Annotated in this window: 13 protein-coding genes; 5 read left to right on the forward strand and 8 right to left on the reverse strand. The window is 54.4% G+C overall.

Annotated elements, in window-relative coordinates; genetic code table 11:
- Positions 1-84: 84 nt before the first annotated feature.
- Positions 85-1950 carry a sensor domain-containing phosphodiesterase gene (locus HBA55_RS12450; RefSeq protein ID WP_166991374.1) on the forward strand — a complete coding sequence of 622 codons (1866 nt, stop codon included), beginning with the start codon at positions 85-87 and terminating at the stop codon, positions 1948-1950.
- A 180-nt stretch (positions 1951-2130) separates the two neighbouring features.
- Here HBA55_RS12450 and HBA55_RS12455 read toward each other — a convergent pair whose 3' ends face one another.
- From HBA55_RS12455 to HBA55_RS12470, 5 genes are all read right to left on the reverse strand, one after another.
- Positions 2131-2469 (reverse strand): hypothetical protein, encoded by a 339-nt coding sequence (locus HBA55_RS12455; RefSeq protein ID WP_166991377.1) that lies wholly within the window; start codon positions 2467-2469, stop codon positions 2131-2133.
- A gap of 114 nt (positions 2470-2583) precedes the next feature.
- Positions 2584-3591: a CobW family GTP-binding protein gene (locus HBA55_RS12460; RefSeq protein WP_166991380.1), complete on the reverse strand. Its 1008-nt coding sequence runs from the start codon at positions 3589-3591 to the stop codon at positions 2584-2586.
- 80 nt (positions 3592-3671) lie between these two features.
- Positions 3672-3797 carry a hypothetical protein gene (locus HBA55_RS37815; protein ID WP_277345584.1) on the reverse strand — a complete coding sequence of 42 codons (126 nt, stop codon included), beginning with the start codon at positions 3795-3797 and terminating at the stop codon, positions 3672-3674.
- Between the two features lie 6 nt (positions 3798-3803).
- Entirely contained in the window at positions 3804-4202 is a 399-nt protein-coding gene (locus HBA55_RS12465; RefSeq protein ID WP_338109406.1) for a MerC domain-containing protein, read from the reverse strand.
- A gap of 2 nt (positions 4203-4204) precedes the next feature.
- Positions 4205-6703 carry a TonB-dependent receptor gene (locus HBA55_RS12470; protein ID WP_166991383.1) on the reverse strand — a complete coding sequence of 833 codons (2499 nt, stop codon included), beginning with the start codon at positions 6701-6703 and terminating at the stop codon, positions 4205-4207.
- A gap of 233 nt (positions 6704-6936) precedes the next feature.
- Between HBA55_RS12470 and HBA55_RS12475 the strand changes: the two genes are divergently transcribed.
- Together HBA55_RS12475 and HBA55_RS12480 are read left to right on the forward strand one after the other, a co-directional pair.
- Positions 6937-8286, forward strand: a complete 1350-nt coding sequence (locus HBA55_RS12475) for an MFS transporter (RefSeq protein ID WP_166991385.1) — start codon at positions 6937-6939, stop codon at positions 8284-8286.
- Positions 8279-11101 carry an AMP-binding protein gene (locus HBA55_RS12480; protein ID WP_166991388.1) on the forward strand — a complete coding sequence of 941 codons (2823 nt, stop codon included), beginning with the start codon at positions 8279-8281 and terminating at the stop codon, positions 11099-11101. The genes HBA55_RS12475 and HBA55_RS12480 overlap by 8 nt, the downstream gene beginning before the upstream one ends.
- A 13-nt stretch (positions 11102-11114) precedes the next feature.
- Here the strand turns inward: HBA55_RS12480 and HBA55_RS12485 are convergent, their stop codons facing one another.
- Positions 11115-11828 carry an esterase/lipase family protein gene (locus tag HBA55_RS12485; protein WP_240946053.1) on the reverse strand — a complete coding sequence of 238 codons (714 nt, stop codon included), beginning with the start codon at positions 11826-11828 and terminating at the stop codon, positions 11115-11117.
- A 195-nt stretch (positions 11829-12023) separates the two neighbouring features.
- Here HBA55_RS12485 and HBA55_RS12490 point away from each other — a divergent pair, with 195 nt between their 5' ends.
- Positions 12024-12803: a GntR family transcriptional regulator gene (locus HBA55_RS12490; protein ID WP_166991391.1), complete on the forward strand. Its 780-nt coding sequence runs from the start codon at positions 12024-12026 to the stop codon at positions 12801-12803.
- A 16-nt stretch (positions 12804-12819) separates the two neighbouring features.
- On the forward strand, positions 12820-13989 hold the full coding sequence (locus tag HBA55_RS12495; protein ID WP_166991394.1) for a glutathione S-transferase family protein: 1170 nt from the start codon (positions 12820-12822) through the stop codon (positions 13987-13989).
- A 7-nt stretch (positions 13990-13996) separates the two neighbouring features.
- Here HBA55_RS12495 and HBA55_RS12500 read toward each other — a convergent pair whose 3' ends face one another.
- Positions 13997-14494: a metal-dependent hydrolase gene (locus tag HBA55_RS12500; RefSeq protein WP_166991397.1), complete on the reverse strand. Its 498-nt coding sequence runs from the start codon at positions 14492-14494 to the stop codon at positions 13997-13999.
- Positions 14495-14501: 7 nt separating this feature from the next.
- On the reverse strand, positions 14502-15194 hold the full coding sequence (locus HBA55_RS12505) for an aspartate/glutamate racemase family protein (protein WP_166991400.1): 693 nt from the start codon (positions 15192-15194) through the stop codon (positions 14502-14504).
- Positions 15195-15272 lie beyond the last annotated feature (78 nt).

The following is a 15272-nucleotide window of genomic DNA, read 5'->3' on the forward strand; positions in this document are numbered from 1 at the left end:
AGTTCGACGGTCATACAGGGGTTAAATCCTCAGATTCGATTCTCTATACTTTCACAATAATCCACATAGCATCGGGACAGATTTATGCGCGCAGCCTCCCCCAGTTCCTTAGCACGAGTTCCACTCGCCCCTTTTGAACTCGATCCCGATGACCAGAGAGCGATTCTTGAGATTCAACTGAATATTCTGGAGATGAGTGCCGGTAACAGCAGCGACGAAGAGATTTTCACAAAACTCTGTTCAATGGCGGAGGAGCTGCTGCCCAATTCCGTTGCCTCCATCATGCTCAAGCAGCCACCCTCGGGAGCGTTGGATGTGCTTTGCGCCCCCAGCGTCCCCCCCGAAGGTATCAGCAAACTCAACGGTCTGGTCCCCAGTCCCTCTGGCGGTTCCTGCGGCAATGCCGTGTATCAGAATAATCCCGTCTACGTCGTTGACGCCATTAACGACAGCCGCTGTGGCGATACCCGGGAGGTGTTTCGCGAATTTGGCCTCTGTGCCTGCTGGTCGCATCCGGTGCGCGACTCCGAGGGCAACTCGATTGGCAGTTTTGCGCTGTCATCATTTGAAATACGCGAACCCAGCGATTTTCATCGCCAATTACTCGCCATTGGCGCCTGTATCGTCGGTATCATATTGCAGCGCATACGCCAGCGCGATCAGCTTGAATTTATGGCCTACAATGACCCTCTCACCAGCCTGGCCAACAGAGCGAGCTTACTTAAACGTTTGAATGCGGCAATTAAGGAGCCTCAGCAGAACGAATCCAGTTTTGCCGTGCTGTTTCTTGATTTGAATCGCTTCAAGAACATCAACGACACCTTTGGTCACTCACTGGGGGATGAAGTGCTGGTACTGATCGCCCAGCGTTTAAGGCAGGCGCTGCAGGAGACAGACACGCTCGCTCGCATAGGCGGTGATGAATTTGTGCTGCTGGCAAGAACACCTGGAGAAGTGGAGGCATGGTGTCAGCGAGCAAGGGAATTACTGGAAACGCTGAAGAATCCTATAAACTGCCAGGGACACCACTTTCAAATCGACGGCAGTATCGGTATCGCCTGTTTCCCACAACACGGTGCCAGCGCCGAAGAATTGATCAAACATGCTGATATCGCCATGTACCAAGCCAAAGAGCAAGGCAACAACCAAATCAGCATGTACGAAAGCCGTCTCTCCGAAAAGGCCAAAAGAGCTTTTGAAATTGAGCGCGACCTTAAAACAGCGCTGCGCGAAGACGGCTTTCAGTTGCATTTTCAAACTCAGGTAAACGCACAGACCTCAGAGGTTGTTGGCTTGGAGGCACTGGTGCGATGGCTCGAACCAAACCACTCGACGATAAGTCCCGCTGAGTTTATTCCCATCGCCGAGGACACTGGATTGATTATTCCCCTGGGGGAATGGGTGTTGAAAAAAGCACTGCAGCAGACAGAAAAGCTGATCGCCAGCAGGAACCAACCTTTTGGTGTATCCATTAACATATCGGGCGTTCAGATTTTCGAAGAAGGCGTGGACAGGCTGCTGCAAATCATCAATAACAGCTCAGTGCCCAATTCCTGCATAGAATTGGAAATCACCGAGACCTTTTTGGTACAGGAGGCCGAATCGACGACGCACCATCTGAAAAAACTGCAGCAATCCGGAGTGCGCTTGGCCATAGATGATTTTGGTATTGGCTACTCATCGCTGGCGTACTTGAGACGATTTAACGTCGATACCTTAAAGATTGACCGGCTGTTGATTAATGATATTGCCGCCGACGAGGATGCGCTTGCCATAGTGAAAGCGGTAATTGCCATGGGACACAGCCTGGGATTAACCGTTGTTGCGGAAGGTGTGGAAACCAGAGAGCAACTGGCCCTGTTGCAAGAAATTGATTGCGACGTCATTCAGGGGTTTTATTTCTCCAGGCCGGCCCCTATACAGACACTGATTGAACAAGAACTGATTTAGCAACGATTTTCCTGTTTATCGTTACCATCTGGGCAGGCCAGCCGTAACCTGCCAGAGTAAAGCCCCCGCACCCCCCTGGACACTACTGATCGATACCAAAGGTGAGCTTGTCACGGCCCTCAGGGGCTATATTCCTCTCGACAAGCTCGAGCGCCTGTTTGAGCCTGTCTGCAGCGCGTCCTAATTGATAATTTCCACTGGCCCATGATCGTCGCAGTGGCCGTCGTGCACATGATGCAGCCGTCCGTCGACTATATAGTCGATGTGGTCGCCGTGGGGCACGGCTTCGTGGCCGCAGCCAGGACCATGCACGTGGTCCCCGCAGGTGTGTACCGCATGACAGCCATCGGGGTTGGTGGCACTGACTTCGATTGCGTGCTCGTCGTAGTGGTCTTCGTGGGGATAGTGCAGGTGTCCGTCGTGGAGATAATCCGTGTGGTCACCGTGGCGGATGGCCGTGTGGCCGCAGCCGGGGCCGTGGGTGTGCTCCGGATGAGTGGAGGTATGTGAACAGGGCATGGAGGCTTCCTCCCTATGGGGTTTGTGGTGAATGACCACATAAAGCCTAGACCAGAAATCGCGCAATTCGATGAAATACTTGCCCGATTGGCCTGATTATACCCAGAGTAGAGCTTATTGCCGGGTTCCGCAGTCAAGCAGTTTGGCCTCCAGTGACTCCAGCAATGCCCGGTCAGTGCCAATGCACTCGATGCGGCTATCGAGACTGTCGTCCAGCTGAGATTCCGTCAGAACCCCGTCAGCCTTATTGAAGGCGATAATCCCCTGCTCGGTGACAAACACACCCTTGATGCGCTCGGCCTCCACCCCCATCAACAGTGCCGACAGTTTAAGGCCATCAAACACCCATTCCGGACTGAAAATCCAGCCACGGCTGAAAAAGCCCTCGCCCTGATTATCAATGCAAAGGTAACCCTCTGCAGGCATTTGCGGTGACTCCAGCACCGAGGTGGCAGTTTCCGGGGATGCATGATGATGGTGGTGATCGCAACTGTACTGACTGGCGGGTGCCTGCAGCCACGACAGCTGCAGCTGCCCATGGGAAACCTGGTGGACACTCTTGTCGGCCACAGTCACTTCAGACTCAAGATAATCAACCAGTTTCTGGAAATCCCCAGGTTGGTACTGGTCTGACTTGTTGGCGACGATCACATCCGCCACCGCCAGCTGCTGGTTAAAAGTGGCGTGGCTGGTGTAGCGCTCATCGCTGATCTTGCGGGCATCCACCAGCGTGAGGGTGGCACGCAGATCCAATACCTCGCGATAATGCTCCGCCCCCAGCACTTCCAGTACCTCGCGGGGATGCCCAAGGCCCGTGGGCTCAATCAACAGACGATCGGGCTTGGAGCGGGCAAGCAGCATATTGAGGGCAATCTGCATGGGCAGACCTGCCGCGCAGCACATGCAGCCGCCCGGCACCTCGCGGACAAACACGCCCTGCTGTTCGCTTTCCTGTCCGCTGAACAGACTGCCATCGATACCCACCTCGCCAAACTCGTTGACCAGCACCGCCCAGCGTTCGCCCTCGGGCTTTCGCTTGAGCAGCTCCAGGATAGCAGTGGACTTGCCTACCCCCAGAAAGCCGGTGATAACGTTGGTGGGGATGGCTTTGAGTGTGGGCATTGTTTAACGAGCTCTAGGAGGATGAAGCGGGTTGACTGAATGATGGTCGCGAGCATTCTAACACCACCTGTTCGCTGGCGTTATCCACCCGCAAATAGAAACACGTTTCCCTGCTCGTTATAGCTCAGATTGTCGAGTACCCGGTGCAGAGGCTGTTGGTGCCCCTGCTGGCAATCTTCCAGGGATACAAAGTAATCGTTGATCATCCCAGATTAGTCACAGGAGCAGGGTTTCTGGTTGCACAAGCGGTAGTTGAAAACATGCCCCAGGGCTACCAGGGCCGTCCCGAATACGGTGCCGAGCTTTTCGCCCTGCTCCCCCAGGAGGTCATGACCAAACAGCGACACCAGCACCAGAACCGCAATACCGGGCAGACCAACCTTCAATACCGTGGTGTTGCGGTGTTGTCGGCACCCCATGGTCAGTGCAAACAGGCTCGCGGGTATCACGGCGATGAGCAGGTAAAAGTGAAAACGCTCCTCCCCAAATATGGTGCTCGCCAGCGCCGGCAGCATCACCATCGCGACGGGCAGCAACAGGCAATGGGCGGCACAAAGCAGGGACAGGCCAATAGCGGCCTTGTCGATGCTGGTCGTATATGAAGGTTTCACGATTAAAAGCTTCCGCGCAACCCGACACTGAAACCACGGCCAGGCAGAGGTGCGCGATCCTTCAGGAAGGAGGAATGCACACGGGCCTCTTCGTCGGTCAGATTGGTACCCTTCAGATAGAGCGTGATATCGGTGTCATCGCCATTACTAAAGGTGTAGGAAACCTGGGCGTCCACCAGGGTGTAGGAGTCCGTGCTGGTTTCCTCTTCAGCCACCTTGTCTTGCTCGAAGTAGTGGGTAAAGCCGATCTCGCTCTGCCAGCCGCCCTGCTCAAAACGCAGCTCACTGCCAACTCTGGCCGGCGGGATACGAGGCAGATCGCCGCCGTCGTCAAGCTCGCCTCGAATCGTGTCACCCCACACAGACAGTTTCAGCGGTGAGTTGATCTGCCAGGCCAACTGCGCTTCCAGACCATAGAGAGTCGCGTCGGCCTGCTCGAAGACGAACACTGGTGTTTCGCCTTCGCTGTGCTCTTCGCCATGATCTTCATCATGATCTTCATCATGATCTTCATCATGATCTTCATCATGATCTTCATCATGATCATGCTCGGTAAACACGTCACTGCTGAGGCCGGTATCGCGCTCGTAGTAGAAGTTATCCACCTGGTTGTAGAACAGATTCACCACCCAGCCCACATCGCCGGAGTGCTTGCGGAAAGTCAGGTCGACATTAGTGGAGGTTTCTTCATCCACATCGTTGCTGTAGTCGAAGTGAGGCTCGTCACCGCCATGTAACTCAAATACCGCACCCACCTCATAGGTACCCGTGCCTATGTGAGGACCGTAGGAAAACAGCTCCGCCGCACTGGGAGCGCGCTGGGCGTGGGTCAAAGACAGGCCCACGTTGTAGTCTTCGGCGTAGGACCAGACAACGCCGGCCGAGAGGCTGAAGGGGGTGAAATCGACGGAGTCAAAGTTCAGCAACTCCTCTTCAGAGTGATCGCCGTCTTCCTCGTGATCATGCTCATCGTGTTCCTCTTCGTGCAGGTCTTCCCAGGGAATGGGGTCGGCTTCAATAGAGACCCGTTCAGCCCGCGCCCCCAGCTGCCACAGGAAGTCGTCAATATGCTTTTCCTGCATAAATGCGATGGCGTAGCTGTCAGTTTTGCTCGGCGGTGTAAACGCCTCTTCACCAACAGCTTCAAAATCGGTGGTCTTGGCTTCCAGCGAGATCGCGCCGTGCCAACCGGCCCACTCCTTCAACATCAGGTCCATACGCACCTGCGCGGTCTCATTTTTGAACACAGTGCCGGTTTCGCCGTTCTCGATTTCAGCGTGTTCGTAATCGGTGTAACCCATGCGCAGGTTAATGCCGCTGAGCCAGTCGCCGTCCAGTGACAGTTCGCTGATCAGCTGCCAGCGGTCCTGCTCAAGATCCGACATAACGGCTTCCTCGCCGTGCTCTTCGCCTTCATGCTCATCTTCGTGATCTTCTTCATGTTCGTGCTCGTCTTCATGAGCATGGCTGTGACCGGGAATCCCATTGATCCTTTCGAGACGACCATAGGAAATGCCGACATAACCGTTGTCCAGCAACCAACTGCCGCCAATGTTAAAGCCCTTACTCTCTGAGGCACTATTCTCCAATACGCCGCTGCGCTGCTCTTCGCCGTGCTCTTCGTGATCGTCGTCGTGGTCTTCTTCGTGATGGTGCTCGCTTTCAAGCTCGGCGACACCGGGAATTTCGTAGTCACTGCCATCGCGCCAGAATCCATCGACGTGGAAAGCAAAATCTTCATTACCACCGGTAAAGGCAAAGGAGGCTTCATCCTCGTCGGCAACGGTATTGTGCCCCACCGTAAACGCACCTTTGGATTCACTGGAGGTGGGGACGCGATTGTCCACCACATTGACCACGCCGCCGATGGCGCCGGAGCCAAAGAACAAGGTGGCCGGGCCACGCAGAATTTCGATCTGCTCCGCCACGGCAGTTTCGGTGGCAACCACATGATCCGGACCGACCCGGGAAGCATCGCTGACATCCAGCGAATTCTGCGTGATCAACACCCTGGGACCATTGAGGCCACGGATAATGGGGGTACTGGCTACCGGTCCAAAATAGCTGGAGTGCACGCCCACTTCATTTTTCAGGGTCTCACCAAGCGTGGCCGCTTGCTTGCGACGCAGCTCTTCTCCGGCCACCACATTCACGGGTACTGCCGATTCCATGATAGAAGTGTGCAACGGCGTGGCCGTCACGTCGACCTGCTCGATAGCGGAGCGGCGCAGTACCACACGCACGGATTCCACGCCCTGTTTTTCCAGCTGCACGGTGGTGTGGTTGTAGCCCGGGGCGGTGATGTGAATTTCTTCGCCCGAGGCATCCGCATCCAGCTGAAAGTTGCCTTTGGCATCCGTACGGGTGCTGGACTGTGTTCCGACGATTTCGATTTTGGCGCCTTTAACAGGCTTGCCACGAACATCGGTAACCAGGCCTGACATGGCTTGCGCCAGGCCCGATGCGGCCATCAGGCCCAGAAAAAGTGCGGTTCTGTTCATGCTATGCGTATCCTCTTGCCCAAAGGGCCAGTGTCAGCTGAAGTATCAATTTCATGTTTTTTTGCTTCGCGCCTAGGGCCTGTTGACGCCTAGGGGAGATCGGTAGGGCTTTATATTCGTCAATGATAATTGCTGTAGATGTTATAACATAACATTTATGATGGCAAATATTAGACGATGTCTGCCGCTGTCTATACTCAACACAATAATCACCGTTTGAGACTAATCAACACATGACGGTCAAAACCACCTCAGCAGGCCCAAACTCCACTGCCCCTTATGCAGAACGTCGGGAGTTGTTTGCCTGGGCCATGTACGACTTTGCCAACTCGGGCTACACCACCGTGGTATTTACCACCATTTTTAACGTCTACTTTGTGGGCGTCGTGGCGGCCAGTCTACCCGACGAGGGGCGGGCCACCTTTCTATGGACTCTGGCCTTGGGTATTGCCAATGGAATTGTCTTGATCAGCGCACCGGTACTGGGTGCCATTGCCGACCACCGTGCGATCAAAAAGCGCTTGCTGCTGTTTACCACCGTCGGCTGTGTCGGCGGCACGGCATTGTTATCACTGGTGGGCCCCGGGGATATCGCACTGGCCATGACGCTGGTGGTGATCTCGTCGGTGATGTTTGCCAGCGGTGAAAATTTGATCTCGGCTTTTTTGCCGGAAATCAGCAGCAGTGAGCAGATGGGGCGAATCTCCGGGTTTGCCTGGGGGCTGGGTTATTTTGGCGGTATTGTCTCGCTTGGCGCCTGCCTGGCGTATATCGCCTGGGCCGAATCACAGGGTCACGGAGCCACAGACTTTGTGCCGGTTACCCTGTTAATCGTAGCGGTGATATTTGCCCTGTCTGCCGCACCGACATTTATATGGTTGCGTGAACGGGCCCTACCGAGCCCATCGCAATCGTCCTCGCTCTTGACTCTGGTGGTGGATGGTTGGCGAAGAGTCGATCGCACCCTGCGGGAAACTGTTCGATTTAAAGATCTGTTTCGCTTTTTAATCAGCCTGACCCTATTTCAATGCGGCATTATGACGGTGATTGTGCTGGCTGCCATCTATGCCACCGAAGTTATCGGCATGTCGCAGCAACAGGTAATCATTTTGGTGCTGGTAGTGAATGTTACGGCCGCCCTGGGAGCCGTATCCTTCGGTGTGCTGCAAGACAAGATTGGCTCCGTTCTCACGCTGGCTATCACTCTGTTGATCTGGATTATCGCAGTGGCCGTCGCCTACAACGCCAATACCGTTGAGCATATGTGGTTAACCGGCAACTTGATTGGCTTGGCCATGGGCGCCGCCCAGGCAGCTGGGCGCGCCCTGGTGGGCCAGTTTACCCCACCCGATAGAACCGCCGAATTTTTCGGGCTTTGGGGCTTAGCCATGAAGTTGGCCGCAATTATCGGCCCGCTCAGTTACGGCACTATTAACTATCTGGCCGCGGGCAATCACCGCCTGGCGCTGCTTTCCACCCTGGTATTTTTTATTGCCGGGCTCGGTGTGCTGCTCACGGTCAGGGAGCAGCGAGGCAAGCAAGCGGTTATCGAACCGAGGGCCGAGGTTCTGGAAAATGCCTGAGCCGTGTCTTGATGCTGAAACCGCTGCCAGCGAATTAATGGCGCTGATTCGGCAGCTCAGTGACGAGATTCGCTCCCAGTCTTCCGCAGTTTCCAACCGCAAAGCAGAGGCCGCAACGCTCGATAGCCTGCTGGATCGGGAACTGGGCTTCGACAGCCTTACGCTGGTTGAGTTACTGCAACGCATTGAGCAGACATTTAATATCCATCTGCCTGAACAAACCATTGGCAGGGCGGAAACGCCCCGCGACCTGCTGAGGGAGATGCTGCGCTCTAAGGAGCGTGGCGGCGCGACTGTCACCAAGGCGGTGGAAGAAATTGTGGCGGTGCATGTGGGCACACTCCCAGACAAGGCAAGCACCCTGCAAGAGGTACTGCATTGGCACCTGGAACATAATCCGCAAAGAACTCATCTCTACTTTTACGAAAACGCCGACCAGGTAACCCCTTTAAGCTATCAGCAACTCCATAACGGCAGTGCCGCCATCGCCGCCAACCTGATTCAGCGCGGCATAGAGCCGGGGCAATGTGTGGCCATTATGCTGCCCACCAGCCTGGAGTACTTTTACAGCTTTATGGGTATTCTGCTGGCGCGGGCGATTCCTGTGCCCATATATCCCCCGGCTCGGCCCAGTCAATTGGAAGATCACCTGACACGTCACGCGGGGATACTCAATAACTGTCAAGCCAGAGCCTTGATTACCCTTGAGCAGGGCAAGGTGGTATCCCGCCTGCTCCGGTCTCTGGTCGACAGCTTGCGGGTGGTCATAAATGTCGAAGAGCTGGAGTCACAGGACCAGAGCATCAACGTCGGCAACGCCCGAGCCCGGGACACTGCTTTTCTTCAGTACACTTCCGGCAGCACCGGCCAGCCGAAAGGCGTGATTCTTAATCACACTAACCTGCTCACCAATATTCGCGGCATCTGTGGCGCCCTACAGGCGAGCTCCGATGATGTATTTGTCAGCTGGTTGCCGCTCTACCATGACATGGGGTTGATTGGTGCCTGGATGTGCAGCTTTTATCACGCCATTCCGCTGGTGGTGATGTCACCACTGCACTTTTTAAGTAATCCGGCCCATTGGCTATGGGCTATTCACCGCTATCGGGGAACGGTCTCCGCCGCCCCGAACTTTGCTTACGAGCTTTGTTTGCGACTGAACGATGAAGCGCTGCAAGGTTTGGATCTAAGCAGTTGGCGCCTGACACTCAACGGTGCGGAACCCGTCAGTCCATCAACTCTGCAACGATTTGAAAAACGCTTTGCGCCCTATGGGTTTCGCCCCGAAGCCATGGCTCCGGTCTATGGTCTGGCGGAATGTTCTGTAGGGTTGGGGTTCCCGCCCCTCGGCCGCACACCGGTTATTGATCGTATTGATCGCAATCAGATTGAACAGAAGGGTTTGGCCGTTCCCGTCGATGATCCTGACGCGGAAGCAATGGAAGTCATCGCCCTGGGACGCCCTCTGCCAAACCATGAGATGCGCGTGGTGGATGGCAACGGACAGGAAGTCCCCGAACGAACCACGGGTACATTGGAATTTCGGGGACCATCGGCAACCAGCGGTTATTATCGCAACCCGACGGCAACAAAATCCCTGTTTCACGGCAACTGGTTAAACACCGGCGACCAGGCCTATATGGCCGGGGGCGAGCTTTATATCACCGGCCGTAATAAAGATATGATTATTCGTGGCGGCCGTAATATTTACCCCCACACATTGGAAGAAATCGTCGGCGCTATTCCCGGAGTGCGTAAGGGTTGTATCGCCGTGTTTGGCAGCCCTGACCCACATACCGGCACCGAGCGACTGGTGGTGATGGCGGAAACCCGTCGTCAGGATTCAGAAGCAACTCTTGAACTGCGACAGACTATCTCTGAGGCGACGTTTGACCTCCTGGGAATGCCACCGGATGAAGTGGTGCTGGCACCGCCGCACACCGTGCCCAAAACCTCCAGTGGCAAAATCCGCCGGGCCGCCTGCCGGGAAATCTATGAGCAGGGAAACAGAGGGACAACCTCACGCTCCGTTGTCTGGCAAAGCATTCGTCTGATGGGTCGCGGCGCGCTTCCCGCTTTGAGAAAAGCCGGCCGCCTGATCGGTGACTGGTGTTTTGCTTTTTATGGGTTACTGCTGGCGCTACTGACCGCCTTGTTGATCTGCCCGATTGTGCTGTTGCTACCCCGTCGATCAATGCGCTGGAGGTTATTGGCTCAAACCGGGAAGCTGCTCGCTCTAGTCACCGCAACGCCGCTTTCGGTCCAGGGCTTGAAAAACCTGCCTGATAAAAGTGAAAAAGCGGTATTGGTCGCTAACCACAGCAGCTACCTCGATGGTTTGGTGTTAATAGCCACCCTGCCTCTTCAATGTCGATTTGCCGCAAAAGCGGAACTCAACAAAGTACCGTTGATCGGGCACTTTCTCGCCCGTTTGGGCGTGGAGTTCGTGGAACGCTTTGACCGCGAAAAGAGTGTCTCGGACGCTGCGCACCTTGTTGATCTCTGCCGTAAAGGCGAACCGCTAATGGTGTTTCCCGAAGGGACTTTTCGCCGGGAAACCGGCCTGCTGAGCTTTCGCATGGGGGCTTTCCAGGCCGCCGCCGATGCCGGTGTGCCCGTGGTGCCCATCACTATTGTCGGTACCCGTGCAAAACTGCGCGCAGAAACCTGGATGGGGCGCCGAGGTCCTGTTCGCGTGGTCATTGCTCCGCCGATCGCTCCTGCCGGTGAAGGCTGGTCCGCGGCACTGGCTCTGCGCGACGCCGCCCGTCAGGCTATCCTGGAGCGCTGCGAAGAACCCGACTTGGCCACGTAACATAAGTCCGTCATCAGTTTTCAACGCGCTTAAAGCGGCCATTTTCCAGATAATAGATGACTTGCTCGATTACCGATTGGTTTCTCATCATAAACGTATGCGTGGTCGACATTTCGATATGATCATTCATGCCGTCGAGTTTGGTTCGTTCGATCGACACCTTGCCGTCATCATCGCCAGGGATCAATGTCGACAGAATCAGGTTCACGCTTTTATTGCCGGCAATAATTCCCACATCAAAGTTGGCTGGCCCCAGACGATTGGGAATACTTAACTCACCGGTACCCAACTGCAGTCCGGCATCTCCATTCATAAAATGAAATCCGGGAACAGAGCCCAACTTATCGACGACCTCACTGCCCCGATTGGGAGGGCCGAGCATGACCACACGATTAAGATTGGGAATGGTGTTGCTGGCCAGATACTGGCGAACCAGAATACCGCCCAGTGAGTGGGTAACGAAATTGACTTCCGCTTCTTCGCGACAGGCTTCCAGCGCGGGTGAAATCGCTTTTTCGGCGAGGACGTCAATCGCGTGCTCTCGAGAGGGGTAGCCCAGATTCACGGCGCGATAGCCACTCTCGCCAAGTCGGGTTTCCAATACCGCCATGGATTGATCCGATCTCGCCAGGCCATGCAGCAATATTACGCAGGATGCCTGAGCCGGCAGGGTCGCGAACAGCAGCCAAACCAGCATTGTGAAGGTGGGAATTTTCCTTATCAGCAATCTATCTCTCCTGATGATGGTTTGGTATTGCCCCATCGTGCCATACCCCGGGTTTGATTGAAAATATCCTTGCGCAGTAATTGAGATACTCATTTATACAATTGAGAATCTCAATTAATAATGCTATGTTGTACCCCAGTCATCCAGGAAAATACCGTCTCCAAACGAAGAAAAAGCTCACAAGATCAATAAGTTATGAAAACAAGTTCAGCACTGCCCGACCGAATTGCCGATTTCTTTGTGGCCAATATTGCCTGTGAAAGGATTCGTCCTGGCAGCAAGTTACCTCCCTATCGGGTTCTGGCCGAACAACTTAATGTGGACCAGACCTCTCTGCGCTCTGCGCTAAGAATCCTGGTTCGAATGGGTTTGATCAGCCCCGTTCAGGGATCGGGCATGACGGTAAATAACTATCATCAGGTAGCGGGTCTCGATCTACTCGACAATCTCTTCCAGATTGAGGAATTGGAGTTGGGCCAGGAGCTGCTGAACAGCACCTTTGATTTGTTTGTCAGCATCACGCCGCGAATTTTGCAACAGGTGTTGCCATCATTGTCCGACGATGCGCGCCTGCGGGTCAGTACACTGCTCAGCCAACTGCAAAAAGCTGCCAGCGACGATGCCGGCAGCGCTGAATTGGCAGAGCTGGATGTCGCCATTTTTGAGGTGGTCAGCCTGGAGTTGCAGGGACTGCTTTACCAGCTGGCCGCAAACAGCTCTCGAACGGTCCGCTTCAAATTGACACGCCAGCTCTATGAAAGTGTCGATGCCAATTCCCATGTCGCTCAACTGAAAGGCCTGTTTATTGGTGCTCTCTTGGGCGAGATCAGCCAAGCGGACATTGAACATCGGTTTCGAGATCTGTTTGTCAGCGCAACCAACCTGTTGCGTCAGAACATAAAGGATCTGCCTCTGAAGCCGTCCATCGCGGCAGCTATTCTGCCCGGCGTCGATGCCTACTTCGAACTGAATTAATCGCAGGAGTCATATCATGTCGAATCCACAAGCCGTTAAGTTATACGGCGTAAAACAGTCTTATTTTACTGGCAAACTGGAAGCCTACCTGCGATTTAAAGGTATCCCCTTTGAATTTGTAACGATGGACTACAAAATGTTTGGGGATTTGATTCCGCGCAAAACCGGAGCCTCGCAGATGCCGGCATTGGAACTGCCCGATGGTCGATGGATGACCGATACCACTCCGATTATTCAGTGGTATGAAAAAGAACTGCCTTCGACCCCTGTTATTCCGAATGACCCGACCCAAGCTTTCCTGTGCTTTCTGATCGAAGACTATGCGGACGAATGGCTGTGGCGCGCCGCCATGCACTATCGCTGGAGCTACAAACAGGGCCGGGATCTGGTCAGCACTCAATTGTGTGAGGATATGTGCGGAGACCTGCCCGTCCCCCTTTGGTTAATGCGAAAAGCGATGGCTCGGCGGCAGCACAAGAACTTTGTCGTCAATGATGGGGTGACCAAAGCGACCTGGGAACACGTGGAGTCTGGCTACCTGCGCTTGTTGGATATACTGGAAACAATCTTCAGTAACCGTCCTTTCCTCCTGGGTGAGCGCCCCAGCCTGGCGGATATCGGCCTGTTTGGCCCCTTCTTCCGGCACTTTGGTATTGACCCAAATCCTGCGGCCATTATGCGTGAGCAGGCGCCATCTGTTTACCAATGGCTGGCGCGTATGTGGAACGCCAAGTCCGGGAAATTGGATGCGGGATTTGTGCAGGAGGTACCGGAGGACCTGACGCCACTGCTGCGTGAAATCGCGGAGACGCATCTGGAATTACTTTGTGCCAATGCAGAAGCCTTTCAGCGGGACGAGCGACGTTATGGTGTGACGATTCAGGGGGTCACTTACAACAACCTGATCACCTCCCGCTACAGAGTGTGGTGTCTGGAAAAGTTACGGCAAAAGTTTCAACAATTGCCCCAAGCTGCGCAAAAAACGCTACAAACAAAGCTGGAGTTTTGTGGCGCCTGGGAACCGCTATGGCGTATCATCCAGTTGGAATCGGGCTTCGACACCCAAAACCAGCTGCCGTTTGCCAGCGGCATTGAAGTATTCTCCGGTGACGAATGGGACCGTAGTGAAAAGTTCGTGGAACGCATTGTGAATTGGGTGATACAGCCCAAGGCATCGCAGCACTAATCACTGCCTAACTTGCCCGAGAACTTCGCCACTGAATAAAATAATAGACTGCCGCTCCGACCAAACCGGAATACAAACACAATTTGTGTAACATCGATATGGAGACCAGACCAAGAAAATCATTGTTCAGTGTAATTGGATAAAAAGGCTGCACATCTGAGTGCATGATGCTATCGAGGAAGACGTGGCTAAAACTGCCTATAAACGCACTGAGAAATACTACCGGCCAGGCGATAGGAACATGAATGGAAGGCGTGATTTCCAATATCCAAAGCCCCAGCTGCGACAGGTATTTGCCCGTAAGCGCTGCCACAACTGCCAGTAACGTGGCACCTACATAGGTATGTGAGAAGCCGTGCAAATGCCCTTCGCCTGTAATCATCACCAGCAACGGCTGAATATCCATGACGATTTGGGTCCAGCCGAATACCATCAAGCTAAAACTGCCCTGCAACAGGCCCTTGATCAGGATTCCGGGCCCCATATGAATTGGCGTAAAAGGCATAGGATACCTATCGCAACGCCCATTCAACGGCTTTTTGGGCGTGAATCGCGGTCGTGTCCAGCAACCGGATATCCGTATCAGCCTGGGAAACCAGCATGCCGATTTCGGTACAGCCCAGAATCACAGCTTCTGCCCCATCATCGGATAATGCATCGATAATTCGCAGGTATTCTCCCTTCGATGCCGATTCAATTTTGCCCAGACAAAGCTCTTGGTAAATAACCTTGTGAACAACTTCCCGGTCTGCCCTGTTGGGAACCAGGACATCAAGACCAAAATTCCCTGTCAGCCTGCCTTTGTAGAAATCCTGCTCCATGGTAAAGGCGGTTCCCAGAAGACCGACCGACTTAACACCCTCATTAACGAGCACCTCGGCGGTGGCGTCGGCAATATGAAGCAGCGGAATTTGAATAGCCGACTCCACATGCTCAGCCACCTTGTGCATGGTATTGGTACAAATCAGGAGAAAGTCCGCACCGGCCGCCTCAATACGCTTGGCCGCATCGGCGAGTATTTCGGCGGCACCCTCCCAGTCGCCCTGGTGTTGCAGCTGTTCAATAGGGTCAAAGTCCACACTGTACATCGCGATCTTAGCCGAGTGCAGACCACCCAGACGGGTCTTGACCCCTTCATTGATCGCGCGATAGTAACCCAGGGAGCTTTCCCAGCTCATACCACCCATGAGGCCGATGGTTTTCATACGTCAATCCTGCAACCCTGCAATTGGAAACTGGGTTATATCACGACCTGCTCACTACTATCCAGAGCAAAACCCCGA

The organism is Pseudomaricurvus alkylphenolicus (assembly GCF_011683955.1).
Lineage (GTDB): Bacteria > Pseudomonadota > Gammaproteobacteria > Pseudomonadales > Cellvibrionaceae > Pseudomaricurvus > Pseudomaricurvus alkylphenolicus.